Here is a 19,979-nt window from a genome sequence, read left to right on the forward strand (position 1 = left end):
GGCACACGATCACCAGTGGTGGTGATCGTCCTCGGCCAACACGGTTCCAGCAGCTTTAAAAGGTTGCAGGTGCCGTCGGGAAACTGCCAGAACGCACTGCTCTCACATCTGTTGAGTCCAGTCCGGTTCCGATAAGTCCCAGCCGCGCTGATCCGAATCAGATCAGCCTCGCTAGCCCTTGGAAATCGCAATCCGTTGCTGGAAGCCCATGCTTCCGCGGCGAAGAGCGGCCCCTCGGCCGAGCCAGGCAACATCCTGACCGCTTCAGCTTCACCGTCCTGCATGAGCTCCCTGCTCATTGCGCTCGGTGGTCCAGCTGGCGTTGTTTCCCCTCCTATGTCTATCGGCATTCTTGGGAAGAAATTGGGCATGTCCCAGTTCTTCAACGACGAGGGCAAGTCCATCCCGGTCACCTTGATCGAGGCGGGTCCTTGCCGCATCACCCAACTCAAAAGCACCAGCACCGACGGCTACAACGCCGTTCAGCTTGGTTTTGGCGACATTCGCGAAAAACTCGTGAACAAGCCAGCCAAGGGGCACCTAGCCAAATCTGGTGATGAGGTCCTGCGCCACCTGAAGGAATATCGGGTCGACAGCGTGGATGGCCTTGAGCTGGGTGGCTCCATCTCCGTGACGGCCTTTGAGCCTGGTCAAAAGGTTGATGTGAGCGGCGACACCATGGGCCGTGGCTTTTCCGGCCTCCAAAAGCGCCACGGCTTCAGCCGGGGCCCCATGACCCACGGTTCCAAGAACCACCGAGAGCCTGGCTCGATCGGCGCCGGCACCACGCCGGGCCGCGTCTACCCCGGCAAGCGCATGGCGGGCCGCTACGGCGGCAAACAAATCACCACCCGCGGCCTCGTCATCCTCAAAGTGGATGTAGAGCGCAACTTGCTGGTAGTGAAGGGTTCGGTGCCCGGCAAGCCTGGCGCCCTGCTCAACATCCGCCCGGCGAACCGGGTGGGCGCCAAAGCCGGGAACTGAGGAGAAAACCAATGGCTAATTGTGTAATTCGCGACTGGCAAGGCAAGGAGGCCGGCAAGGCTGCCCTTGAGCTCAAAGTCGCTAAGGAATCGTCTGCCACAGACTTGGTGCATCGCGCCGTGGTGCGTCAGTTGGCCAATGCCCGTCAGGGCACAGCCAGCACGCTTACCCGCGCTGAAGTAGCCGGTGGCGGCCGCAAGCCCTACAAGCAAAAGGGCACAGGTCGGGCTCGCCAAGGCTCGATTCGAACCCCGCTCCGCCCCGGCGGTGGTGTGGTGTTTGGTCCCAAGCCCCGCAGCTACACCGTGGCGATGAACCGCAAGGAGCGTCGCCTGGCCCTGCGCACCGCCCTGATGAGTCGCATCGACGACATCACCGTGGTCAAGGGCTTTGGCGTTGGGCTCGATACCCCCAAAACCAAGGAAATCACCGCCGGCCTGGGCCGGCTTGGTATCGAAGCCGGCACCAAGGTGCTGGTGGTGCTCGACGGAGCCTCCGAGGCCGTGCGCCGCTCGGTGCGCAACCTCGAGAAGGTCAAGCTGATCGCTGCGGATCAGCTCAACGTGTTTGATTTGCTCCACGCCAACAAGTTGGTGGTGAGCGAGGAAGCACTCGCGAAGATTCAGGAGGTCTACGGCGATGGCTGAACGTTTTTCGAGCCGGCTTGCGGATGTGATCCGTCGGCCGCTGATCACCGAGAAGGCCACCCGGGCCCTCGAGCAGAACCAGTACACCTTTGAGGTGGACCCTCGGGCTGCAAAACCCGACATCAAGGCTGCCGTTGAACAGCTGTTCGACGTCAAAGTCATCGGCATCAGCACCATGAATCCCCCTCGCCGCTCCAGGCGGGTGGGCCGCTTCGCCGGCAAACGTGCCCAAGTGAAGAAAGCAGTGGTGCGCCTCGCCGAAGGCAATGCCATCCAGCTGTTCCCTGAGTCCTGAGGGGTCTGAAAAGTAATGGCTATCCGTAAATACCGACCCATCACCCCCGGCACCCGTACTCGTGTCGCCAGTGACTTCTCCGAAGTAACTGGCCGCGAACGGGAGCGAGGCTTGGTGGTCGCCAAACACCGCCGCAAAGGCCGCAACAACCGTGGCGTGATCACCTGCCGCCACCGCGGCGGTGGTCACAAGCGCCTCTACCGCATCGTCGACTTCCGCCGCGACAAGCTCGGAGTCGTCGCCAAAGTGGCGGCCATTCACTACGACCCGCACCGCAACGCCCGCCTGGCTCTGCTCTTCTACGTCGATGGCGAGAAGCGCTACATCCTGGCTCCGGCTGGCATTGAGATCGGCCAACAGGTGATCTCCGGACCCGAGTCGCCGATTGAGACGGGCAATGCCCTGCCTCTATCTGCCATTCCCCTCGGCTCCAGCGTCCACAACGTTGAGCTCTATGCCGGGCGGGGCGGCCAGATGGTCCGCACCGCTGGTGCCAGTGCCCAGGTGGTTGCAAAAGAGGGCGACTACGTAGCCCTCAAGCTGCCTTCCACCGAGGTGCGCCTGGTGCGCCGCGAGTGCTACGCCACCCTTGGTGAAGTTGGCAACTCCGAAGTGCGCAACACCAGCTTGGGCAAGGCTGGTCGCAAGCGCTGGCTTGGTCGCCGGCCTGAAGTACGCGGCTCGGTGATGAACCCCTGCGACCACCCTCACGGTGGTGGTGAGGGCCGCGCCCCGATCGGCCGCGCCGGTCCGGTCACCCCCTGGGGCAAGCCAGCCCTTGGCTACAAAACCCGTAAGCGGAACAAACCCAGCAATCGGTTTGTGCTCCGGAAACGTCGCCGTACCTCCAAACGGAGCCGTGGCGGACGCGATTCCTGATGATCAACACCGCTTTGCTGTTCGCTTAATCAACCATGGGACGTTCGCTCAAAAAAGGACCGTTTGTTGCCGACAGCCTGCTTCGCAAGGTTGAAAAGCAAAACGGCGCAGATGACAAGTCCGTGATCAAAACCTGGTCACGCGCTTCCACCATCCTGCCGATGATGATCGGCCACACCATTGCTGTTCACAACGGCAAATCCCATGTTCCCGTCTACGTGACGGAACAGATGGTGGGCCACAAACTCGGGGAATTTGCCCCCACCCGCACCTTCCGGGGCCACATCAAGGATAAGAAAGGAGGCCGCTGACGCTATGGCAAACACACCTTCCAACCAGGCTCTCGCCCACGGCCGCTTCATCCGCGGTTCCGTATCCAAGGTGCGAAGAGTTCTCGACCAGATCCGTGGCCGCAGCTATCGCGAGGCCCTGATCATGCTCGAGTTCATGCCTTACCGCTCCACCGGCCCCATCACCAAGGTGTTGCGCTCGGCTGTTGCTAACGCCGAGAACAATCTCGGCCTGGACCCCTCGACCTTGGTGATCGCTTCAGCGATCGCCGACATGGGTCCCTGCCTGAAGCGCTTCCGCCCCCGCGCCCAGGGTCGTGCCTTCGCGATCAAAAAGCAAACCTGCCACATCAGCATTGCTGTGGCTCCTTCCACCTAACCCCCGAGGACACCGAAAGATGGGACACAAGATCCATCCAACCGGCCTGCGCCTGGGGATTACCCAGGAACACCGCTCGCGTTGGTACGCCCCCAGTAAGACCTATCCAATCCTGCTTCAGGAAGACGACCGCATTCGCAAGTTCATCCACAAGAAGTACGGCGCCGCAGGCATCAGCGATGTGCTGATTGCCCGCAAGGCCGATCAACTGGAAGTTGAACTCAAGACCGCTCGTCCCGGCGTGCTTGTTGGCCGTCAGGGCAGCGGCATTGAAGAGCTGCGCACCGGTATTCAGAAAACCCTCGGCGATGCCAACCGTCAGGTGCGCATCAACGTGGTGGAGGTCGAGCGGGTCGATGCCGACTCGTTCCTGCTGGCCGAGTACATCGCTCAGCAACTGGAGAAGCGCGTTGCCTTCCGCCGCGTCATCCGCATGGCCGTGCAACGGGCCCAGCGGGCTGGAGTGCTCGGCCTGAAAATCATGGTGGCCGGCCGCCTCAACGGCGCCGAGATCGCCCGGACCGAATGGACCCGGGAAGGTCGAGTGCCCCTACACACCCTGCGTGCCGACATCGACTACGCAACCAAGCTGGCCAGCACCACCTACGGAGTGCTGGGAATCAAGGTGTGGATTTTCAAAGGCGAGGTGCTACCTGGCCAGAAAGAGCAGCTGCCCGTGGGTGCTGCGCCCCGCCGCCGGACCAGCCGGCAGCCGCAACAGTTTGAAGACCGCTCTAACAAAGAGTGATCCGGAGCCCTGAACCATGCTGAGTCCAAGACGCGTCAAATTCCGCAAACAACAGCGAGGCCGCATGCGCGGTGTCGCTACCCGGGGCAACACGATTGCCTTCGGGGAGTTTGCACTGCAGGCCCAGGAATGTGGCTGGATCACCTCCCGCCAGATTGAAGCCAGCCGCCGAGCCATGACCCGCCACGTCAAACGCGGCGGCAAGATCTGGATCCGGATCTTCCCTGACAAACCAGTCACCATGCGCGCCGCCGAAACCCGTATGGGTTCCGGTAAGGGCAACCCGGAATTCTGGGTGGCCGTTATCAAACCGGGGCGCATTCTGTTTGAGATGGGTGGTGCTGAAATCACCCCCGAGATCGCCAAGGAAGCCATGCGCCTGGCGCAGTTCAAGCTTCCTCTCAAGACCAAATTCCTGAGCCTGGCGGATCAGGAAACTGCAGCCCCAGTGGAGGCCTGACCGATGGCAAAACCAAACATCGCCGATGCGCGCAAGCTCACCGGTGAACAGATCAACGAACAGGTCAACGCCACCCGGCGTGAACTGTTTGAGTTGCGCTTCCAGCAAGCCACCCGCCGGCTGGAAAATACTCACCGCTTCAAGGAGGCTCGCATCAAGCTGGCCCACCTGATGACGGTGCAGCAGGAGCAGCAACGCTCCGCCGCCACGGCTGCTTCAGCCTCCTGATACCCCCTCGATCCCCATGGCACTCAAGGAAAGGGTCGGCACCGTCGTCAGCGACAAGATGGACAAAACGGTGGTGGTGGCGGTGGAAAACCGCTTCCCCCATCCCATCTATCAAAAGACGGTCAGCCGCACCACCCGATACAAAGCCCACGATGAAGCGAACAGCTGCAAAGTGGGTGACCGGGTTCGCATCACCGAGACCCGCCCGCTCAGTCGCACCAAGCGCTGGACCGTGGCCGAAGTTCTCACCAACAGCACCGCCGGTTGAGGAGAACTCCTAAATGATCCAACAAGAAACCTATTTAAACGTCGCTGATAACAGCGGCGCCAAGCGCATCCAATGCATCCGGGTGCTCGGCACCAACCGTCGCTACGCCCACGTGGGCGACGTGATCGTGGCAGCCGTCAAGGATGCCATGCCCAACATGGGTGTCAAAAAATCGGATGTGGTCAAGGCCGTAGTGGTGCGCACCAAAGCCACCCTGCGCCGTGACACCGGCAATTCAATCCGGTTTGACGACAACGCAGCCGTGATCTTGGGTAACGACAACAACCCCAAGGGAACCCGAGTCTTCGGCCCGGTTGCCCGTGAACTGCGCGAGCGCAACTTCACCAAGATCGTTTCCCTCGCTCCGGAGGTCATCTGAAATGGCGACCGCAACTCCCAAGGCAAAACCCGCTGAGCGCATCAAGATGCGCCTCAAAAAGGGTGACACCGTCCAGCTGATCTCCGGCAAGGACAAGGGCAAAACCGGAGAGGTGCTACGCACCCTTCCCTATGAAAATCGTGTCGTAGTGCAGGGAATCAACCTGCGCACCCGCCACGTCAAGCCCACCCAGGAAGGCGAGAGTGGCCGCATCGTCACCGAGGAAGCCTCTGTGCATGCCTCGAATGTGATGCTCTACTCCAGCTCAAAACAGGTGGCAAGCCGCGTCGAAATCGTGGTGGAGAAAGACGGCACTAAAAAGCGTCGCCTCAAGAAGACAGGAGAAATCCTCGATTGAGCTCCAGAAGCGTGCCTCGCGATCACTCGCCCAGGCCCCGCCAACTTCAACTCCAGTCCCTGTCAGCCTTCTGACCCAGACCAGAAGCGCACCCTCCTCTCCCCGTCATGTCACTGAAAAAGCGCTACCGGGAGTCGATTCAGCCCAAACTCCTCAAGGACCTGAATCTCTCCAATATTCACGAAGTTCCCAAGGTGGTGAAAGTCACCATCAACAGGGGCCTCGGTGAAGCCGCCCAGAATGCCAAAGCCCTCGAGGCCTCAATCACCGAACTGGCCACAATCACTGGCCAAAAAGTGGTGGTGACTCGAGCCAAAAAGGCAATCGCCGGCTTCAAAATTCGCCAGGGGATGCCAATCGGTGTCGCCGTCACCCTGCGTGGTGAGCGGATGTATGCCTTCCTGGAGCGCCTGATCAATCTTGCTCTGCCCCGCATCCGCGACTTCCGCGGTGTGAGCCCCAAGAGCTTTGACGGCCGGGGGAATTACACCCTGGGGATCCGCGAACAAATCATTTTCCCTGAGATCTCCTTCGACAAAATCGATGCGATCCGGGGGATGGACGTCACGATTGTGACCAACGCCCGTAACGACGAAGAGGGCAGGGCCCTCCTCCGCGAGATGGGAATGCCGTTCCGCAGCAACTGAGCCCTCTTCGGACCCGACCATGGCCAATCACGACCCAATTTCAGACATGCTCACCCGCATTCGCAATGCGAGTGAGAAGCGCCACGAGACCACCAAGATTCCTGCATCCCGACTGGTGCGTAACGTCGCCAATGTGCTGCAGCAGGAAGGCTTCATTGCCGCAATCACCGAAGAAGGTGAAGGCGTCATGAAGCACTTGGTGCTTGAGCTCAAGTACAGCGGCAAGCATCGCCAGCCCACGATTCGCTCTGTCCAGCGAGTCAGCAAGCCAGGCCTGCGCATTTACAAGAACAACCGCCAGCTGCCCAAAGTTTTGGGCGGCCTGGGAGTTGCCATCATCTCTACGTCGAAAGGGGTGATGAGCGACCGCGATGCCCGTAAGCAGGGCGTCGGTGGCGAAGTGCTTTGCTACGTCTACTGAATCTGGGAGATTGATCCATGTCTCGTATTGGTAAAGCGCCGATTCCCCTCCCCGACAAGGTGAGTGTCAGCCTTAATGGCTTGGCGGTCACCGTGAAGGGTCCTAAAGGCGAACTCAGCCGCACCCTGCCCGAAGGGGTGCAGATCTCCCAGGACGGCAACACCCTGGTGGTGAGCCCCAGCAGCGAAAACCGTCGCTCCCGCGAGCGCCACGGTCTCTGCCGCACGCTTGTCGCCAACATGGTGGAAGGCGTCAGCCAGGGATACACCCGCAAGCTGGAAATCATTGGCGTGGGCTACCGCGCCGCCGTCCAAGGCACAAAGCTTGTGGTCTCAGCTGGCTACAGCCACCAAGTGGAGATGGTGCCCCCCGAGGGCGTCACCTTCGCCGTAGAGGGAAACACCACCGTGTTTGTCTCCGGTGCCAACAAGGAATTGGTGGGCAACGAAGCTGCCAAGGTGCGTGCCATTCGTCCGCCTGAGCCTTACAAGGGCAAGGGCATCAAGTACGAGGGTGAGCGCATCCTGCGCAAGGCCGGTAAGACCGGTAAGAAATGAGGTCTGCCTGAGCGTCGTTACCCTGTATCGCAATGTCATCCATCTCCCGCAAACAGCAGACCCAGAAGCGTCACCGCCGCCTGCGTCGTCAGCTCACTGGCACGTCCTCCCGTCCCCGGTTGGCCGTGTTCCGCTCCAACAACCACATCTACGCCCAAGTCATCGACGACGACGCCCAGAACACCCTCTGTGCGGCTTCGACCCTCGACAAGGACCTGCGCACCAACCTCGACGCCAGCTCTACCTGTGATGCCTCCGTGGCGGTAGGCGAGCTGGTAGCCAAACGGGCACTCGCCCAGGGCATCCAGCAGGTGGTCTTCGATCGAGGCGGCAACCTGTACCACGGCCGGGTCAAGGCCCTGGCTGACGCCGCCCGGGAAGCGGGCCTTCAGTTCTGATCCCTGCTCTCACCATGACCGAAACCAACGATCAAGTTCAGTCCAACGACATCCCGGCCGCGTCGGATGTACCTGCTGCTGCCGAAGGCCAGCAGGATCGCCGCGCTGGTCGGGCTGAAGGCCGAGGCGGCGATAGCCGTCGCGGTGGCGGCCGCGGGCGCGACAACCGTCGCGGCCAGGAGCGCGACTCCGAATGGCAGGAGCGGGTGGTGCAAATCCGCCGCGTCTCCAAGACCGTTAAAGGCGGCAAGAAGATGAGCTTCCGGGCCATCGTTGTCGTTGGCAACGAGAAGGGCCAAGTAGGTGTGGGCGTCGGCAAGGCCGGCGACGTGATCGGCGCAGTCCGCAAGGGCGTAGCCGATGGCAAGAAGCACCTGGTCAAGGTGCCCCTGACCCGTCACAGCTCCATCCCTACCCTCAGCAACGGCCGCGACGGTGCCGCCAGCGTGCTGATCCGCCCGGCAGCGCCCGGAACCGGGGTGATTGCGGGCGGCTCGATCCGCACGGTGCTCGAACTGGCCGGCATCAAAAATGTGCTGGCCAAGCGCCTCGGATCCAAGACCCCCCTCAACAACGCCCGCGCTGCGATGGAGGCTTTGGCCGGCCTTCGCACCCACAAGGAGACCGCCAAGGAGCGGGGCATCTCCCTAGAGCAGATCTACTCCTAAGGCCTCGCCATGACGTTCAATCTCCAGTCCCTCAAACCCAACCCTGGCGCCCGGCGCCGCAAGCTCCGCAAGGGTCGCGGCATTGCTGCAGGCCAGGGAGCCAGCTGCGGTTTCGGCATGCGCGGCCAGAAGTCCCGCTCGGGTCGCCCGACCCGTCCTGGCTTCGAGGGTGGCCAAATGCCTCTCTACCGCCGCATCCCCAAGCTCAAGCACTTTGAGCTGGTCAACCAGAAGGAGTTCACGATCATCAACGTGGCCAAGCTCGCCGACTGCAAAGCCGGCAGCACTATCAGCCTCGATTCCCTGGTGAAGGAAGGTCTCGTGACCAGCCCCAAGCATCCCCTCAAGGTGCTTGGCAACGGTGAACTCTCCGTCAAGCTGACCGTGCAGGCCGCCGCATTTACTGCCAGCGCTCGCACCAAGATCGAAGCTGCCGGTGGCAGCTGCGAAGTCATCTGATCGCCTTGCGGGCCTCCGCCCTAAGGTCTGAGCCGTCCAGTCGAGCCCCGGGCACGCCGCGGGTCTTGATGGGCGGTTTTTTCATGTCCATCACACGCCGCCATGCTTGTTAGCCGGGGTCGCAACCCAAGTGCCGGGGAAATCCTCAGCCAACTGATCCAGTCGAAGGGGCTGCGCGACCGGGTGCTAACCACCCTCGGCCTGCTGCTGCTGGTCCGGCTGGGCATCTACATCCCGATGCCAGGCATCGACCGGGTGGCCTTTCAGCAGTTCCTCTCCCAGGGCGGTCAGCTGATCGGGTTCCTTGACATCTTCACCGGGGGCGGCCTATCCACCCTCGGCGTTTTTGCTCTGGGCATCCTGCCGTTTATCAACGCCTCGATCATCATTCAGCTGCTAACCGCAGCCCTGCCCCAACTGGAGGACCTCCAGAAGAATGAGGGCGAGGCAGGCCGGCGCAAGATCGCCCAGATCACCCGCTACGTGGCTCTGGGCTGGGGCATCCTGCAGAGCCTGGTCTTTGCCCTGATCCTGCGGCAATACGCCACAGAGGGCCTTTCGGAGCCCGTGTTTGTAATCCAGACGGCCCTCGCCCTGGTGACCGGCTCCATGGTGGTGATGTGGATCAGCGAGGTGATCACCGAGCGGGGCATCGGTCAAGGCGCGTCCCTGGTGATCTTCGTCAACATCGTGGCCACCCTGCCCAAGGCCCTGGGATCAACGATCGAGCTGGCCCAGAGCGGGGACCGCAGCACAGTTGGCGGCATCGTCGTGCTGGTGCTGGTTTTCCTGCTGACGATCGTGGGGATCATCTTTGTGCAGGAGGGCAACCGCCGCATCCCAATTGTGAGCGCCAAGCGCCAAGTGGGAGGCGCTGGGGTGCTTGCGGCACGGCAGAGCTACCTGCCGCTGAAGCTCAACGCCGGCGGCGTGATGCCAATCATTTTTGCCTCGGCCGTGGTGTTTCTGCCGCTCACCATTGCCAACCTCACCCGCAACCCTTGGCTGATCAAGTTGGCGGGATACCTCAACCCCAACAGCAGCACTCCCTGGCTGTATGCGTTGGTGTTCTTCGGCCTGATCTGCGGCTTCGGCTTCTTCTACGCCTCACTCACCGTGAATCCGGTGGACATCGCCACCAATCTCAAGCGCAGCGGCGTGGCCATCCCCGGCGTGCGCCCCGGCTCAGCCACTGCCAACTACCTCAGCGGCGTGCAAAACCGGCTCACCCTGCTGGGTGGTGTGTTCCTCGGCGCCGTGGCGATCATTCCCTCGGCCGTGGAAGGCGCCACCCAGGTGCGCACCTTCCAGGGGCTGGGGGCCACCTCCCTGCTGATTCTGGTGGGCGTTGCGATCGACACAGCCAAACAGGTGCAGACCTACGTGATCTCCCAGCGCTACGAGGGCATGGTGCGCCAGTGACCACCTGCCCCTTGCTGCGGCCCTCGCAGCAACCCCTTCCTCCAACTCGCAAGTTCAGCGATGAAGCAACGTCTCCTCTTCCTTGGCCCCCCAGGAGCTGGTAAGGGCACCCAAGCCCAGCAACTGGCCGCCGATCGCCAGCTGCTGCACCTCTCTACGGGAGACCTACTGAGGGCGGAGGTTGCTGCTGGCAGCGATCTCGGCAAGGAAGCCGAGGCCGTGATGGCCCGTGGTGAGCTGGTGAGCGATGCGCTGGTGTTGGCGATCGTGAGGGGCCGGCTGGAAGCACTGGCCGCCAGCGGCGGCGGCGGCTGGTTACTGGACGGCTTCCCCCGCAACCTCGTTCAAGCCGAGGCTCTGGGGCTGCTGCTCGATGAGCTGCAGCAACCGATCGAGCTGGTGGTGCTGATGGAGCTCGACGACGCCGTCTTGATCCAAAGGCTCCTAAGCCGGGGGCGCTCTGACGACAACGAAAGCGTGATTCGCCACCGGCTGGAGGTCTACCGGGAACAGACCGCACCGCTGATTCACCATTATCAGCAGCTTGGCTTGCTGCAGGCCATTGAGGCCAATGGCAGCGTCGAGGCGATCGCCGAACGGATCGACGCCCTGCTCGGTTGAATCACCAGAGGGTGTTGACCCGTGTGGTAGCTTGTCGGTTTGCAAATTAGGAGAGCACAACTCCCATGAAGGTGCGTGCCTCGGTCAAGAGAATGTGCGACAAATGCCGGGTGATTCGTCGCCACGGCCGGGTGATGGTGATCTGCACCAACCCCAAGCACAAACAGCGCCAAGGCTGACCAGCCTTAGCCAGCCCCCCTGGGGGCCAGCTGTGCATCATTTCCCCGCTCCGCTCAGGCGGAGCCCCTTGCCCCCTCATCGAATTCCTACGTGGCTCGGATTGCCGGCGTTGATATCCCACGCGAAAAGCGCGTCGAGATTGCCCTCACCTACGTGTATGGCATCGGTCTTACCCGTGCCCAGAAGATTCTGGCCAAATCCGGTGTCAGCCCAGACATCCGGGTAAAAGACCTCAGCGACGCCGACGTCCAGAAGTTGCGCGGTGCGGCCGAAACCTTCACCCTCGAAGGCGACCTGCGCCGTCAAGAGGGCATGGCCCTCAAGCGCCTCCAAGACATCGGCTGCGTTCGCGGTCGCCGCCATCGCATGGGTCTGCCCGTGCGTGGCCAGCGCACACGCACCAATGCGCGCACCCGTCGTGGTGCACGCAAAACCGTGGCCGGCAAGAAGAAGTAAGGCCCCGCCTTCCTTCACCTGCTCCCACCCTGCCGCCAACTGCGCAAGCGACCGGCGTCACCAGGGTGCCCCCCGACGTTCCCCTGATCACCTCCTGCACCAGCAGGCCTTTCCGCCATGGCAAAGCCAGCCAAAAAATCCGGCGCCAAGAAAACGAAGCGCAACGTCCCCAACGGCGTTGCCCACATTCAGAGCACCTTCAACAACACGATCGTGTCAATCACTGACACGGCCGGAGAGGTGATCTCCTGGAGTTCGGCCGGCGCCAGCGGCTTCAAAGGAGCCCGTAAAGGCACACCCTTTGCCGCCCAAACCGCAGCTGAAGCAGCCGCCCGACGCGCCCTCGAGCAGGGCATGCGCCAGATCGAAGTCCTGGTACGGGGTCCTGGTTCAGGCCGCGAAACCGCAATCCGAGCCCTGCAGGTGGCCGGCCTTGAAATCACCCTGATCCGCGACGTGACTCCCCTGCCCCACAACGGTTGCCGTCGCTCCAAGCGCCGTCGCGTCTGAGTCGTCGTTTCGTTCCTGCCCCCTGGGCTTTCTCCAACCTTTCGACCCTTCAGAACGTGTTGCATTACCAAATCGATCGCATTGAGCATCAGGTCGCCGAAGACCGATCCCAGACCGGCACCTTCCTGATCGGCCCGCTCGATCGCGGCCAGGCCACCACGCTTGGCAATGCCCTGCGACGCGTCCTGATCGGCAGCCTCGAAGGCAGTGCCATTACCGCAGTTCGCATCTCCGGGGTCAACCACGAGTACGCCACCGTGCCCGGGGTTCGTGAAGATGTGCTCGACATACTGCTCAACTGCAAGCAGATCTCCGTTAGCAGCCGCAACCGCGAGCTGGAGATCGGCCGCCTAGTGGTGAACGGTCCCGCGACGGTTACCGCCGCCGATCTGCAGTTCTCCTCCCAGGTGCAGGTAATCGATTCAGATCGCCTGATCGCGACCGTGGCTGAAGGCCACAGCCTCGAAATGGAGGTACACGTTGAGCGTGGTGTCGGCTACCGGCCCGTCAATCGCCATAGCGAAGACACCAGCGCCATCGACCTGCTGCAGATCGATGCCGTGTTCAAGCCCGTGCGCCGGGTCAACTACACGGTGGATGAAACCGCCGTTGGCGAAGGTGGCTCCGCTCGCGAAAGACTGCGCCTAGAGATCGAAACCAATGGCAGCGTCACACCAGACGACGCCATGGCCCAATCAGCCAACCAGCTGATCGGTCTGTTCCAGCCCCTGGCCAGCTTGACCATGGTGGAAGAGCCCGGCCTTGAGCCCGAGCCCTCCGCCGAGGCTCAAATTCCCCTCGAAGAACTCAACCTCTCCGTGCGGGCCTACAACTGCCTGAAGCGCGCCCAGGTCAACTCCGTGTCCGACCTGATGGGCTTCAGCTACGAAGATCTGCTAGAGATCAAAAACTTCGGCTCCAAATCTGCCGACGAGGTGATCGAAGCGCTGGAGCGCATCGGCATCACCCTGCCCCAGAGCCGCACTAGCGCCTGATCGGCGGCCCCTTTTACCGACAGCCTTCTCACCTGAGTCAGCCCAATGAGACACCAGTGCCGAGTCCCCATGTTGGGACGCCCCGCCGACCAACGCAAAGCCATGCTGCGGGGTCTCACCACCCAGCTGATCCGCGAGGGTCGGGTTACCACGACTAAAGCCCGTGCCAAAGCTTTGCGCGATGAAGCTGAGCGCATGATCAGCCTGGCCAAGGACGGCAGCCTGTCTGCCCGTCGCCGCGCCATCGGCTACATCTATGACAAGCAGTTGGTTCATGCCCTGTTTGACAAAGCCCAAGACCGCTACGGCGAGCGCCAAGGTGGCTACACCCGCATCATCCGCACCGTTCCCCGCCGCGGCGATAACGCCGAGATGGCCATCATCGAACTGGTCTAAACCTCTCCCCGTCTGGCGAGATCCCAAACTGCCGCGGTGGCGTAAGCCCACCGCGGTTTTTTAATGGCTGCATGGTGCCCTTGCTGACTCCCGCCCCCGCCGCCCTGCGCCGCATCGCTCTTTGCCTGCAATACGACGGCTCCGCCTACTGCGGCTGGCAGCGGCAACGCAATGCCCACAGCGTGCAGCAGACCCTGGAGCAAGCGATAGCTGGGCTTGACCCCCAGGGACCCAACCGCACCATGGCTGCTGGCCGCACCGATACGGGCGTGCATGCTGCTGCCCAGGTGGCACACTTCGAAGCGGCTGGACCAATTCCACCGGAGCGCTGGGCCAAGGCCCTCAATGGTCGGCTACCAGCCACGATCCGCATCCGGGCGGCTGTTGAGGTCGACCCCAGCTGGCACGCCCGCTTCAGCGCTAGCTACCGGCGGTACCGCTACACGATCTACAACGCCCGCACCCCCAACCTGTTCCTGGCCCCCTGGAGCTGGCACCGCTATCAGCGCCGGCTCGATGAACAAGCCATGGGCCAGGCCCTGGAGGCCATGCTGGGCGAACACGACTTTTCTGCCTTTCAACGAGCCGGCAGCCGCCGCGCCCACGGCCGCACCACCCTTCAGGAGGTGCGTTTGGAGCGCCAAGGTGACCTGATCAGCGTCGAGTTGCAAGCCAGCGGTTTTCTGTACGGCATGGTGCGTCTGGTGCTGAGCCAACTCGTGGCGGTTGGCGAGGGGCGGCTCAGCGGCGCCGACTTCGAGCGCCGCTGGCGCGAGTGCCAGCGCCTGGAAGTGAAAGAGGCAGCACCACCTCAGGGCCTCTGCCTGCTGCGGGTGGGCTACCCCAAGCCGGTATTCCCCCGAGCCGCCTGGTATGATTGCCAACCGCGGTTTCAGCTCGAGATTTCCGATTCTCCGGATCTCCAGCCTGGTTCAGCCCAGCCTTTCGTCAGTTCAGCGCAGCTACCTCCTGGGGGCGCGCCGACCAGGCGGTAAGGTCACTGAACCCGGTCGTTGGGTTTCCAACGACCAGCTGTCCTGCCCCACTTCCGGCCTGCCGGTGCCTGATCAGGCGAAATGAACAAGACCCCCCTGCCCTCCATTGATTCCCTCGACCGCCAGTGGTATCTGGTGGACGCAGAGAATCAGACCCTCGGTCGCCTAGCGAGCGAAGTGGCCCAAGTGCTGCGTGGCAAGAACAAGCCCTGCTACACCCCCCACCTCGACACAGGCGATTTCGTCATCGTCATCAACGCCGACAAGGTGAAGGTGAGCGGTAACAAGTCGACCCAGAAGATTTACCGCCGCCACTCCGGCCGGCCCGGTGGCATGAAGACCGAGACCTTCGCCCACCTGCAAGCCCGGATCCCTGAGCGGATCGTGGAGAAAGCCATCAAAGGCATGCTTCCCCACAACGCCCTGGGCCGTCAGCTGTTCCGCAAGCTGAAGGTTTACAAGGGTACTGAGCATCCCCACGCTGCCCAACAACCCCAAGCCCTAGCCCTCGATCCCGCCACTGCCTCCCGATGAGCACTAACAAAGTCGTCTATTGGGGTACGGGTCGTCGTAAGACGGCAGTTGCCCGAGTGCGTGTGGTTCCCGGGACCGGCACCGTAACCATCAACGGTCGCCCTGGCGACAACTACCTCAACTACAACCCCGTTTATCTCGCAGCGGTCAAAGCTCCTCTGCAGACTCTCGGCTTGGCAACCGACTATGACCTGCTTGTGAATGTGCGTGGTGGTGGTCTTACCGGCCAGGCCGACGCCATCAAGCAGGGTGCAGCTCGTGCCCTGTGTGAATTGTCCCCGGACAACCGCAAGCCCCTTAAAACCGAAGGCCACCTCAGCCGCGACCCTCGCGCCAAGGAGCGTCGCAAGTACGGCCTGAAGAAAGCCCGTAAGGCACCTCAGTTCTCCAAGCGCTGATTTCTTCTCCCCGCCATCAGCCCCTTTCCCGTCATGCCCAAGGCCGAAATTCATCCCACCTGGTATCCCGATGCCAAGGTGATTTGCAACGGAGAGGTGGTTATGACCACCGGTTCCACCTCCCCCGAACTCCACGTCGATGTGTGGAGTGGCAACCACCCCTTCTATACCGGCACCCAAAAGATCCTCGACACCGAGGGCCGTGTAGACCGCTTTATGCGCAAGTACGGCATGGGTGGAGCCGATTCCCTCTCCAACGCCGCTGCCAAGCAGGAGCCCCAGGTTGAGGCCTCGGCTGAAGCTGCAAGCCAAGTTGAGACCGAGGCCCCCGCTGTGGCCGAAGCCTGATCTCTGCAGGCCTGATTGAACCCCCCAGCCGGGTGCTTACGGGCACCCGGCTTTGTGTTGTCTGGTGCCCATGCGGGCTCCTCCTACCTCGCTGATGGATCCTTCCCTACTGCATGAGCGCCTGGAGACGGCCCGCCGCACTTTCGAGACCCTGGAACGCCAGCTGGCAGATCCAGCCGTGGCGGCTAATCCCAGCCAGATGCAGGCCATCGCCCGCGAGAGAGCTCGCCTCGAGCCCCTGGTGCAAGACCACCTGAGCCTGCAGAAACTGCAGCAGGAAGAACGCGAAGCTCGCGCCCTGCTGAAAGAACATCGGGGCGACCTCGCCATGGAGGAGCTGGTAACCGAGGAGCTGGCAACCCTGGCGGAAGCCACGGCCAGCCTGCTCGACAAGCTCACGGTGGCCCTGCTGCCCCGAGACCCCCGCGATGAGCGCAGCGTGATGCTGGAGATCCGCGCCGGCGCCGGTGGCGATGAAGCGGCGATCTGGGCCGGCGATCTAGCCCGCATGTATGAGCGCTACGCCCAAGGGGTGGGCTGGCGGGTGGAACCTGTCAGCGCCTCCGAAGCCGAGCTGGGGGGCTACAAAGAACTAATCCTCGCCATCAAGGGTGATGGGGTTTTCAGCCAGCTGAAGTTCGAGGCCGGCGTGCATCGGGTGCAACGGGTGCCGGCCACCGAGTCCCAGGGCCGGGTGCACACCTCAACCGCCACGGTCGCCGTGATGCCGGAGGCCGATCCCGTGGAGGTTCAGATCGAACCCGGCGATATCGAAATCAGTACCGCCCGCTCCGGTGGCGCCGGCGGCCAAAACGTCAACAAAGTGGAAACGGCCGTAGACCTGCTGCACAAGCCCACCGGCATTCGGGTGTTCTGCACCCAGCAGCGCTCCCAGCTGCAGAACCGCGAGCGCGCCATGGAAATCCTGCGGGCCAAGCTCTATGAGCGCCAGCTGGCAGAAGCCAACGCCCAGGAGCGTTCCACCAGGCTGGCCCAGGTAGGCAGCGGCGACCGCAGCGAGAAAATCCGGACCTACAACTTCAAAGACAACCGCACCACCGACCACCGCCTCGGCCGCAACTTCGCGCTTGAGCCGGTGCTCAACGGCCAGCTCCACGACCTGATCAGTGCCTCAATAGCCGCCGATCAGAGCCGCCAGCTCGAAGAGCTGGCCCAGCAGGTAGCCAGCTGAGGGTTCTCAGGACCCAATCACATATTTGGCCCACTCACCATGCTGACCAGCGGAGATCTGGCGACTGGCTTCAAAGCTGAAGCTGCCCAGGGGCCGATGGGGTGGCCGCAGCAGGGGCATGGCCGCCTCCCGCGGCGTGCGGTTGCCCTTGCGGACATTGCAGGGCAGACAGGCTGTGGTGACGTTTTCCCAGGTATCGAGGCCACCGCGGCTGCGGGGCACCACATGGTCGACAGAGAGCTGCTCAGCGCTGGCACCGCAGTACTGGCAGCGATGGCCATCGCGGTGAAACAGGTTGCGGCGGGTCAGGGGCAACGGCTTATAGGGCACCCGCACGAAATGACGCAGGCGGATCACTGTGGGTAGCAGGGTGTCCTCGCGAATTCTGCGGTCCGGGTCATGCTCAAGCCCCTCCGCCTTCCCCTTCAGCACCATCACCACCGCACGACGCCAGGTGGTGATGTTGAGGGGCTCGTAGGACGCGTTTAGAACGAGAACGTGGCCCATGCCAGCACCCGTGATCGGCGGCATGCTAGTGGCAATCTTCGCTGTAATCCGTGACCCAAGCGACCGAGACCAGCTGGAGTGCCCCGGCCCATGAGGCCAGCCTGGCTCGGCAACGGGCCTGGGTAGAGGTGAATACCGGTGCCATAAGTGCCAACGCCCGCAGCCTGAAACGCTGCATAGGCAATGGCACCGAGCTGATGGCTGTGGTCAAGGCCGACGGCTATGGCCATGGATCGATCCCCGTGGCCCGGGCCGCCCTCGCTGGTGGAGCCAGTCAGTGCGGTGTCGCCACCCTGAGCGAAGGCATCGAGCTGCGCAGGGCCGGCATCGAAGCGCCAATCCTGGTACTCGGCAACCTCACCCAGGTAGAGGAGCTGCGCAGCTGTCTGCACTGGCAGCTCATGCCAACCATCAGCGGCATGCGCGAAGCCCTGCTCTGCCAAAACCTCGCCAGCGGCCAAGGCCGCCCGATGGCTCTGCAGCTCAAACTCGACACTGGCATGGCTCGGCTCGGGGCCGATTGGCAGGAGGGGCCCAGACTCGTGGCCGCGATCACGGAACTGGAAGCCGTGCAGTTGGCCGGTCTCTATTCCCATCTCGCTAGTGCCGATGCATCAGCGGACGCCGATGACGGGCTCACCGATCAACAGCAGCGACTGTTCGAGACGGTGCTTCAGGCCCTAGAGCAGCAGCGCCTGCAGGCTGGCATCAGCCACCTGGCCAACTCGGCCGGCACCCTGCGCAGCCCAGGGTTGCACTACGACCTAGTGCGAGTCGGCCTGGCGCTTTACGGCCACAGCCCGGCAGCCCACCTGGCGTCTGTCACACCCCTGCAGGGAGCGATGACCCTGCACGCCCGCGTCAGCCTGATTCGCGAGGTGGGCAGCGGGGTGGGGGTGAGCTACGGCCATCGCTTCCGCACCAGCCGCCCCAGCCGTCTGGCCGTTGTTGGCATTGGCTACGCCGATGGAGTGCCCCGCCAGCTCTCCAACCAGCTGGAAGTGCTGTTTGCAGGCCAACGTCTGGCCCAAGTGGGAGCCATCACCATGGACCAACTGGTGCTCGATGCCACCGACTGCCCGGAACTGGAGGTGGGGTCGGTGGTGACCCTGCTAGGCCAGGAGGGAAGCGAACAAATCACCCCCACCGACTGGAGCGATCGCTGCCAGACCATCCCCTGGGAAATCCTCTGCGGCTTTAAGCACCGCCTGCCGCGACTCACCGCCGCCCAGGCCGCCTGGGAGGCCCCAGGCGATAGGGCTCACTGATAAAGTCAGCAAGCCCCTGGAGAGGTGGCTGAGTGGTTGAAAGCGGCTCCCTGCTAAGGAGTTACAGGAGGCAACTCTTGTCGAGGGTTCGAATCCCTCCCTCTCCGTTGATAAGTCCGGATGCTTAGTTACGGCTGGCTGCAGCCAGCCGGCTAGCTATCTCGGCTAGGAGCTTGGGATCTTGGGCGCAGGCTTGGCCCTCGGAAAAAATCACCAGCAGGAAGGGTGCCGCTTTTGGCATTGAGCCCTCAGCTGGCAGCTCCACGTAGGCAGCATCGTGCCGGGCCTGGCTCATCCAGCCCGCCTTGCTCCAGAGGCGAGAGCCCAGAGGCAAACCCTCACCAATGAAGCCATCCACCTGGTTTTCTGGATCCGCAAGCCTCAGGGCCGGATCCAGGCTGCGCGCCAGCAGAGCTGTCATCCGGGCACAAGCCGGTGGCGAGACCAGGGCCGCCGCCAGCACGGCCTGCAACAGACGGGCTACCGCATCGGTACTGAGGCGATTGCGGTTTTCAAGCTCACTGCCGTAGAAGTCCCGCTCCCGCCCGTAGGGACCATCTCCCCAGGTTTTCTGGCAAGCGTTACAGCCATGCAGCTCCGGCCAGCCAAGCTCGCTCAGCCAACGATTCACAAGCTGACGCTGCTCCAGCCAGTGGGCCATGCGCTCGGGGGGCAGAGCAGGGCCGCTGGTGGTGCCACTCAACAAATCCACCACCAGGGAGGTGGCGTCGTTGCTGGAGTCGCGGATCATGTCTGAAAGGGCCCGCCGCAGCTCGGGCGTATCCGCAAGCAAATCAGCCTGGCGCCAGGCCTCGGCCGCCACCAGGTACACCAGCTTCACCACGCTGGCTGGGTAGCGGGGCCGATCCCCAGCCCAGCTCGCCCCCTGCACCGGCTGGGCCCAGAACTGAGCGGGATCGAGATCGGCAGCTCGGCCAAGCAAGGGCTGGTCGTAGCGGAGCCAGGTAATGGAGATGTGCTGGGCCAAACCAGGCCGCCCCTCCAGCTCTAAAGCCCGCACCAGATCGGCCAGGATCTGAGCCATGGCTGGATCGGGGCTGTAAAAAGCCATCACCGCCGGCCAACGTATTG

General features: G+C 62.8%; 33 protein-coding genes and 1 tRNA gene. 32 read left to right on the plus strand and 2 right to left on the minus strand.

Annotated elements, in window-relative coordinates:
- Positions 1-336 precede the first annotated feature (336 nt).
- From rplC to prfA, 30 genes are all read left to right on the plus strand, one after another.
- Positions 337-984: a 50S ribosomal protein L3 gene (rplC, locus tag U9970_RS10775; protein WP_106632380.1), complete on the plus strand. Its 648-nt coding sequence runs from the start codon at positions 337-339 to the stop codon at positions 982-984.
- Positions 985-995: 11 nt separating this feature from the next.
- The gene (gene rplD, locus U9970_RS10780; protein ID WP_322764217.1) at positions 996-1,631 is read left to right on the plus strand and encodes a 50S ribosomal protein L4; all 636 of its coding nucleotides are present in this window, start codon (positions 996-998) and stop codon (positions 1,629-1,631) included.
- Positions 1,624-1,926: a 50S ribosomal protein L23 gene (locus U9970_RS10785; RefSeq protein ID WP_322764218.1), complete on the plus strand. Its 303-nt coding sequence runs from the start codon at positions 1,624-1,626 to the stop codon at positions 1,924-1,926. The genes rplD and U9970_RS10785 overlap by 8 nt, the downstream gene beginning before the upstream one ends.
- A gap of 15 nt (positions 1,927-1,941) precedes the next feature.
- Positions 1,942-2,805 carry a 50S ribosomal protein L2 gene (rplB, locus tag U9970_RS10790; RefSeq protein WP_255019278.1) on the plus strand — a complete coding sequence of 288 codons (864 nt, stop codon included), beginning with the start codon at positions 1,942-1,944 and terminating at the stop codon, positions 2,803-2,805.
- 35 nt (positions 2,806-2,840) lie between these two features.
- Positions 2,841-3,116: a 30S ribosomal protein S19 gene (gene rpsS / locus U9970_RS10795; RefSeq protein WP_106632383.1), complete on the plus strand. Its 276-nt coding sequence runs from the start codon at positions 2,841-2,843 to the stop codon at positions 3,114-3,116.
- 4 nt (positions 3,117-3,120) lie between these two features.
- Entirely contained in the window at positions 3,121-3,474 is a 354-nt protein-coding gene (gene rplV, locus U9970_RS10800; RefSeq protein WP_255023802.1) for a 50S ribosomal protein L22, read from the plus strand.
- Between the two features lie 19 nt (positions 3,475-3,493).
- Positions 3,494-4,222: a 30S ribosomal protein S3 gene (gene rpsC, locus U9970_RS10805; protein WP_255023803.1), complete on the plus strand. Its 729-nt coding sequence runs from the start codon at positions 3,494-3,496 to the stop codon at positions 4,220-4,222.
- 16 nt (positions 4,223-4,238) lie between these two features.
- Positions 4,239-4,682 (plus strand): 50S ribosomal protein L16, encoded by a 444-nt coding sequence (gene rplP / locus U9970_RS10810; RefSeq protein WP_322764219.1) that lies wholly within the window; start codon positions 4,239-4,241, stop codon positions 4,680-4,682.
- A gap of 3 nt (positions 4,683-4,685) precedes the next feature.
- Entirely contained in the window at positions 4,686-4,910 is a 225-nt protein-coding gene (gene rpmC, locus U9970_RS10815; RefSeq protein ID WP_322764220.1) for a 50S ribosomal protein L29, read from the plus strand.
- Between the two features lie 16 nt (positions 4,911-4,926).
- Positions 4,927-5,178 carry a 30S ribosomal protein S17 gene (gene rpsQ / locus U9970_RS10820; RefSeq protein WP_094560052.1) on the plus strand — a complete coding sequence of 84 codons (252 nt, stop codon included), beginning with the start codon at positions 4,927-4,929 and terminating at the stop codon, positions 5,176-5,178.
- A 13-nt stretch (positions 5,179-5,191) separates the two neighbouring features.
- The gene (rplN, locus tag U9970_RS10825) at positions 5,192-5,557 is read left to right on the plus strand and encodes a 50S ribosomal protein L14 (protein ID WP_106632388.1); all 366 of its coding nucleotides are present in this window, start codon (positions 5,192-5,194) and stop codon (positions 5,555-5,557) included.
- Between the two features lies 1 nt (position 5,558).
- Positions 5,559-5,915 (plus strand): 50S ribosomal protein L24, encoded by a 357-nt coding sequence (rplX, locus tag U9970_RS10830; RefSeq protein ID WP_254941847.1) that lies wholly within the window; start codon positions 5,559-5,561, stop codon positions 5,913-5,915.
- A 107-nt stretch (positions 5,916-6,022) separates the two neighbouring features.
- Positions 6,023-6,562, plus strand: a complete 540-nt coding sequence (gene rplE, locus U9970_RS10835) for a 50S ribosomal protein L5 (RefSeq protein ID WP_254941848.1) — start codon at positions 6,023-6,025, stop codon at positions 6,560-6,562.
- A 19-nt stretch (positions 6,563-6,581) separates the two neighbouring features.
- On the plus strand, positions 6,582-6,983 hold the full coding sequence (rpsH, locus tag U9970_RS10840; protein WP_254937629.1) for a 30S ribosomal protein S8: 402 nt from the start codon (positions 6,582-6,584) through the stop codon (positions 6,981-6,983).
- A 17-nt stretch (positions 6,984-7,000) separates the two neighbouring features.
- Positions 7,001-7,540 carry a 50S ribosomal protein L6 gene (rplF, locus tag U9970_RS10845; RefSeq protein WP_254960503.1) on the plus strand — a complete coding sequence of 180 codons (540 nt, stop codon included), beginning with the start codon at positions 7,001-7,003 and terminating at the stop codon, positions 7,538-7,540.
- Between the two features lie 32 nt (positions 7,541-7,572).
- Positions 7,573-7,938: a 50S ribosomal protein L18 gene (gene rplR / locus U9970_RS10850; protein WP_254937631.1), complete on the plus strand. Its 366-nt coding sequence runs from the start codon at positions 7,573-7,575 to the stop codon at positions 7,936-7,938.
- 14 nt (positions 7,939-7,952) lie between these two features.
- Positions 7,953-8,606: a 30S ribosomal protein S5 gene (rpsE, locus tag U9970_RS10855; RefSeq protein ID WP_322764221.1), complete on the plus strand. Its 654-nt coding sequence runs from the start codon at positions 7,953-7,955 to the stop codon at positions 8,604-8,606.
- A gap of 9 nt (positions 8,607-8,615) precedes the next feature.
- Complete coding sequence (rplO, locus tag U9970_RS10860) at positions 8,616-9,065, plus strand: 50S ribosomal protein L15 (protein ID WP_322764222.1); 450 nt, start codon at positions 8,616-8,618, stop codon at positions 9,063-9,065.
- 102 nt (positions 9,066-9,167) lie between these two features.
- Positions 9,168-10,487: a preprotein translocase subunit SecY gene (secY, locus tag U9970_RS10865; RefSeq protein ID WP_255023805.1), complete on the plus strand. Its 1,320-nt coding sequence runs from the start codon at positions 9,168-9,170 to the stop codon at positions 10,485-10,487.
- A 60-nt stretch (positions 10,488-10,547) separates the two neighbouring features.
- A complete protein-coding gene (locus tag U9970_RS10870; RefSeq protein WP_322764223.1) occupies positions 10,548-11,108 on the plus strand; it encodes an adenylate kinase in 561 nt (186 codons plus the stop codon).
- Between the two features lie 65 nt (positions 11,109-11,173).
- Positions 11,174-11,287 (plus strand): 50S ribosomal protein L36, encoded by a 114-nt coding sequence (gene rpmJ, locus U9970_RS10875; RefSeq protein ID WP_048018126.1) that lies wholly within the window; start codon positions 11,174-11,176, stop codon positions 11,285-11,287.
- A gap of 91 nt (positions 11,288-11,378) precedes the next feature.
- On the plus strand, positions 11,379-11,744 hold the full coding sequence (rpsM, locus tag U9970_RS10880) for a 30S ribosomal protein S13 (protein WP_106632398.1): 366 nt from the start codon (positions 11,379-11,381) through the stop codon (positions 11,742-11,744).
- A gap of 117 nt (positions 11,745-11,861) precedes the next feature.
- Positions 11,862-12,254 (plus strand): 30S ribosomal protein S11, encoded by a 393-nt coding sequence (gene rpsK, locus U9970_RS10885; RefSeq protein ID WP_010311626.1) that lies wholly within the window; start codon positions 11,862-11,864, stop codon positions 12,252-12,254.
- Between the two features lie 56 nt (positions 12,255-12,310).
- Entirely contained in the window at positions 12,311-13,249 is a 939-nt protein-coding gene (locus U9970_RS10890) for a DNA-directed RNA polymerase subunit alpha (RefSeq protein ID WP_255023834.1), read from the plus strand.
- 45 nt (positions 13,250-13,294) lie between these two features.
- Positions 13,295-13,645 (plus strand): 50S ribosomal protein L17, encoded by a 351-nt coding sequence (gene rplQ / locus U9970_RS10895; protein ID WP_106632400.1) that lies wholly within the window; start codon positions 13,295-13,297, stop codon positions 13,643-13,645.
- Positions 13,646-13,716: 71 nt separating this feature from the next.
- Positions 13,717-14,640 carry a tRNA pseudouridine(38-40) synthase TruA gene (truA, locus tag U9970_RS10900; protein WP_322764224.1) on the plus strand — a complete coding sequence of 308 codons (924 nt, stop codon included), beginning with the start codon at positions 13,717-13,719 and terminating at the stop codon, positions 14,638-14,640.
- A gap of 81 nt (positions 14,641-14,721) precedes the next feature.
- The gene (gene rplM, locus U9970_RS10905) at positions 14,722-15,174 is read left to right on the plus strand and encodes a 50S ribosomal protein L13 (protein ID WP_322764225.1); all 453 of its coding nucleotides are present in this window, start codon (positions 14,722-14,724) and stop codon (positions 15,172-15,174) included.
- Positions 15,171-15,572, plus strand: coding sequence for a 30S ribosomal protein S9 (rpsI, locus tag U9970_RS10910; RefSeq protein WP_254960512.1), 402 nt, complete (start codon positions 15,171-15,173; stop codon positions 15,570-15,572). Before rplM ends, rpsI begins: the two co-directional genes overlap by 4 nt.
- A 33-nt stretch (positions 15,573-15,605) precedes the next feature.
- A complete protein-coding gene (gene rpmE / locus U9970_RS10915) occupies positions 15,606-15,920 on the plus strand; it encodes a 50S ribosomal protein L31 (protein ID WP_322764226.1) in 315 nt (104 codons plus the stop codon).
- A gap of 94 nt (positions 15,921-16,014) precedes the next feature.
- Positions 16,015-17,112 carry a peptide chain release factor 1 gene (gene prfA / locus U9970_RS10920; protein WP_254937675.1) on the plus strand — a complete coding sequence of 366 codons (1,098 nt, stop codon included), beginning with the start codon at positions 16,015-16,017 and terminating at the stop codon, positions 17,110-17,112.
- Between the two features lie 6 nt (positions 17,113-17,118).
- On the opposite strand, the gene U9970_RS10925 is transcribed toward prfA, so the two are convergent.
- A complete protein-coding gene (locus U9970_RS10925) occupies positions 17,119-17,619 on the minus strand; it encodes an HNH endonuclease (protein ID WP_255023836.1) in 501 nt (166 codons plus the stop codon).
- 50 nt (positions 17,620-17,669) lie between these two features.
- Between U9970_RS10925 and alr the strand changes: the two genes are divergently transcribed.
- On the plus strand, positions 17,670-18,887 hold the full coding sequence (alr, locus tag U9970_RS10930) for an alanine racemase (RefSeq protein WP_322764227.1): 1,218 nt from the start codon (positions 17,670-17,672) through the stop codon (positions 18,885-18,887).
- An 18-nt stretch (positions 18,888-18,905) separates the two neighbouring features.
- Positions 18,906-18,994 (plus strand) — tRNA-Ser (locus U9970_RS10935).
- 17 nt (positions 18,995-19,011) lie between these two features.
- Here the strand turns inward: U9970_RS10935 and U9970_RS10940 are convergent.
- Positions 19,012-19,959, minus strand: a complete 948-nt coding sequence (locus tag U9970_RS10940) for a serine hydrolase (RefSeq protein ID WP_322764228.1) — start codon at positions 19,957-19,959, stop codon at positions 19,012-19,014.
- Positions 19,960-19,979 lie beyond the last annotated feature (20 nt).

It is taken from the genome of Cyanobium usitatum str. Tous (genome assembly GCF_963920485.1).
Lineage (GTDB): Bacteria > Cyanobacteriota > Cyanobacteriia > PCC-6307 > Cyanobiaceae > Cyanobium_A > Cyanobium_A usitatum_A.

Bases quoted from the DNA above. Each gene is read 5' to 3' on its own strand.
- rplC (WP_106632380.1), top strand. From the start codon at position 337: ATGTCTATCGGCATTCTTGGGAAGAAATTGGGCATGTCCCAGTTCTTC.
- rplD (WP_322764217.1), top strand. From the start codon at position 996: ATGGCTAATTGTGTAATTCGCGACTGGCAAGGCAAGGAGGCCGGCAAG.
- U9970_RS10785 (WP_322764218.1), top strand. From the start codon at position 1,624: ATGGCTGAACGTTTTTCGAGCCGGCTTGCGGATGTGATCCGTCGGCCG.
- rplB (WP_255019278.1), top strand. From the start codon at position 1,942: ATGGCTATCCGTAAATACCGACCCATCACCCCCGGCACCCGTACTCGT.
- rpsS (WP_106632383.1), top strand. From the start codon at position 2,841: ATGGGACGTTCGCTCAAAAAAGGACCGTTTGTTGCCGACAGCCTGCTT.
- rplV (WP_255023802.1), top strand. From the start codon at position 3,121: ATGGCAAACACACCTTCCAACCAGGCTCTCGCCCACGGCCGCTTCATC.
- rpsC (WP_255023803.1), top strand. From the start codon at position 3,494: ATGGGACACAAGATCCATCCAACCGGCCTGCGCCTGGGGATTACCCAG.
- rplP (WP_322764219.1), top strand. From the start codon at position 4,239: ATGCTGAGTCCAAGACGCGTCAAATTCCGCAAACAACAGCGAGGCCGC.
- rpmC (WP_322764220.1), top strand. From the start codon at position 4,686: ATGGCAAAACCAAACATCGCCGATGCGCGCAAGCTCACCGGTGAACAG.
- rpsQ (WP_094560052.1), top strand. From the start codon at position 4,927: ATGGCACTCAAGGAAAGGGTCGGCACCGTCGTCAGCGACAAGATGGAC.
- rplN (WP_106632388.1), top strand. From the start codon at position 5,192: ATGATCCAACAAGAAACCTATTTAAACGTCGCTGATAACAGCGGCGCC.
- rplX (WP_254941847.1), top strand. From the start codon at position 5,559: ATGGCGACCGCAACTCCCAAGGCAAAACCCGCTGAGCGCATCAAGATG.
- rplE (WP_254941848.1), top strand. From the start codon at position 6,023: ATGTCACTGAAAAAGCGCTACCGGGAGTCGATTCAGCCCAAACTCCTC.
- rpsH (WP_254937629.1), top strand. From the start codon at position 6,582: ATGGCCAATCACGACCCAATTTCAGACATGCTCACCCGCATTCGCAAT.
- rplF (WP_254960503.1), top strand. From the start codon at position 7,001: ATGTCTCGTATTGGTAAAGCGCCGATTCCCCTCCCCGACAAGGTGAGT.
- rplR (WP_254937631.1), top strand. From the start codon at position 7,573: ATGTCATCCATCTCCCGCAAACAGCAGACCCAGAAGCGTCACCGCCGC.
- rpsE (WP_322764221.1), top strand. From the start codon at position 7,953: ATGACCGAAACCAACGATCAAGTTCAGTCCAACGACATCCCGGCCGCG.
- rplO (WP_322764222.1), top strand. From the start codon at position 8,616: ATGACGTTCAATCTCCAGTCCCTCAAACCCAACCCTGGCGCCCGGCGC.
- secY (WP_255023805.1), top strand. From the start codon at position 9,168: ATGCTTGTTAGCCGGGGTCGCAACCCAAGTGCCGGGGAAATCCTCAGC.
- U9970_RS10870 (WP_322764223.1), top strand. From the start codon at position 10,548: ATGAAGCAACGTCTCCTCTTCCTTGGCCCCCCAGGAGCTGGTAAGGGC.
- rpmJ (WP_048018126.1), top strand. From the start codon at position 11,174: ATGAAGGTGCGTGCCTCGGTCAAGAGAATGTGCGACAAATGCCGGGTG.
- rpsK (WP_010311626.1), top strand. From the start codon at position 11,862: ATGGCAAAGCCAGCCAAAAAATCCGGCGCCAAGAAAACGAAGCGCAAC.
- rplQ (WP_106632400.1), top strand. From the start codon at position 13,295: ATGAGACACCAGTGCCGAGTCCCCATGTTGGGACGCCCCGCCGACCAA.
- truA (WP_322764224.1), top strand. From the start codon at position 13,717: ATGGTGCCCTTGCTGACTCCCGCCCCCGCCGCCCTGCGCCGCATCGCT.
- rplM (WP_322764225.1), top strand. From the start codon at position 14,722: ATGAACAAGACCCCCCTGCCCTCCATTGATTCCCTCGACCGCCAGTGG.
- rpsI (WP_254960512.1), top strand. From the start codon at position 15,171: ATGAGCACTAACAAAGTCGTCTATTGGGGTACGGGTCGTCGTAAGACG.
- rpmE (WP_322764226.1), top strand. From the start codon at position 15,606: ATGCCCAAGGCCGAAATTCATCCCACCTGGTATCCCGATGCCAAGGTG.
- prfA (WP_254937675.1), top strand. From the start codon at position 16,015: ATGGATCCTTCCCTACTGCATGAGCGCCTGGAGACGGCCCGCCGCACT.
- U9970_RS10925 (WP_255023836.1), bottom strand. From the start codon at position 17,619: ATGGGCCACGTTCTCGTTCTAAACGCGTCCTACGAGCCCCTCAACATC.
- U9970_RS10940 (WP_322764228.1), bottom strand. From the start codon at position 19,959: ATGGCTTTTTACAGCCCCGATCCAGCCATGGCTCAGATCCTGGCCGAT.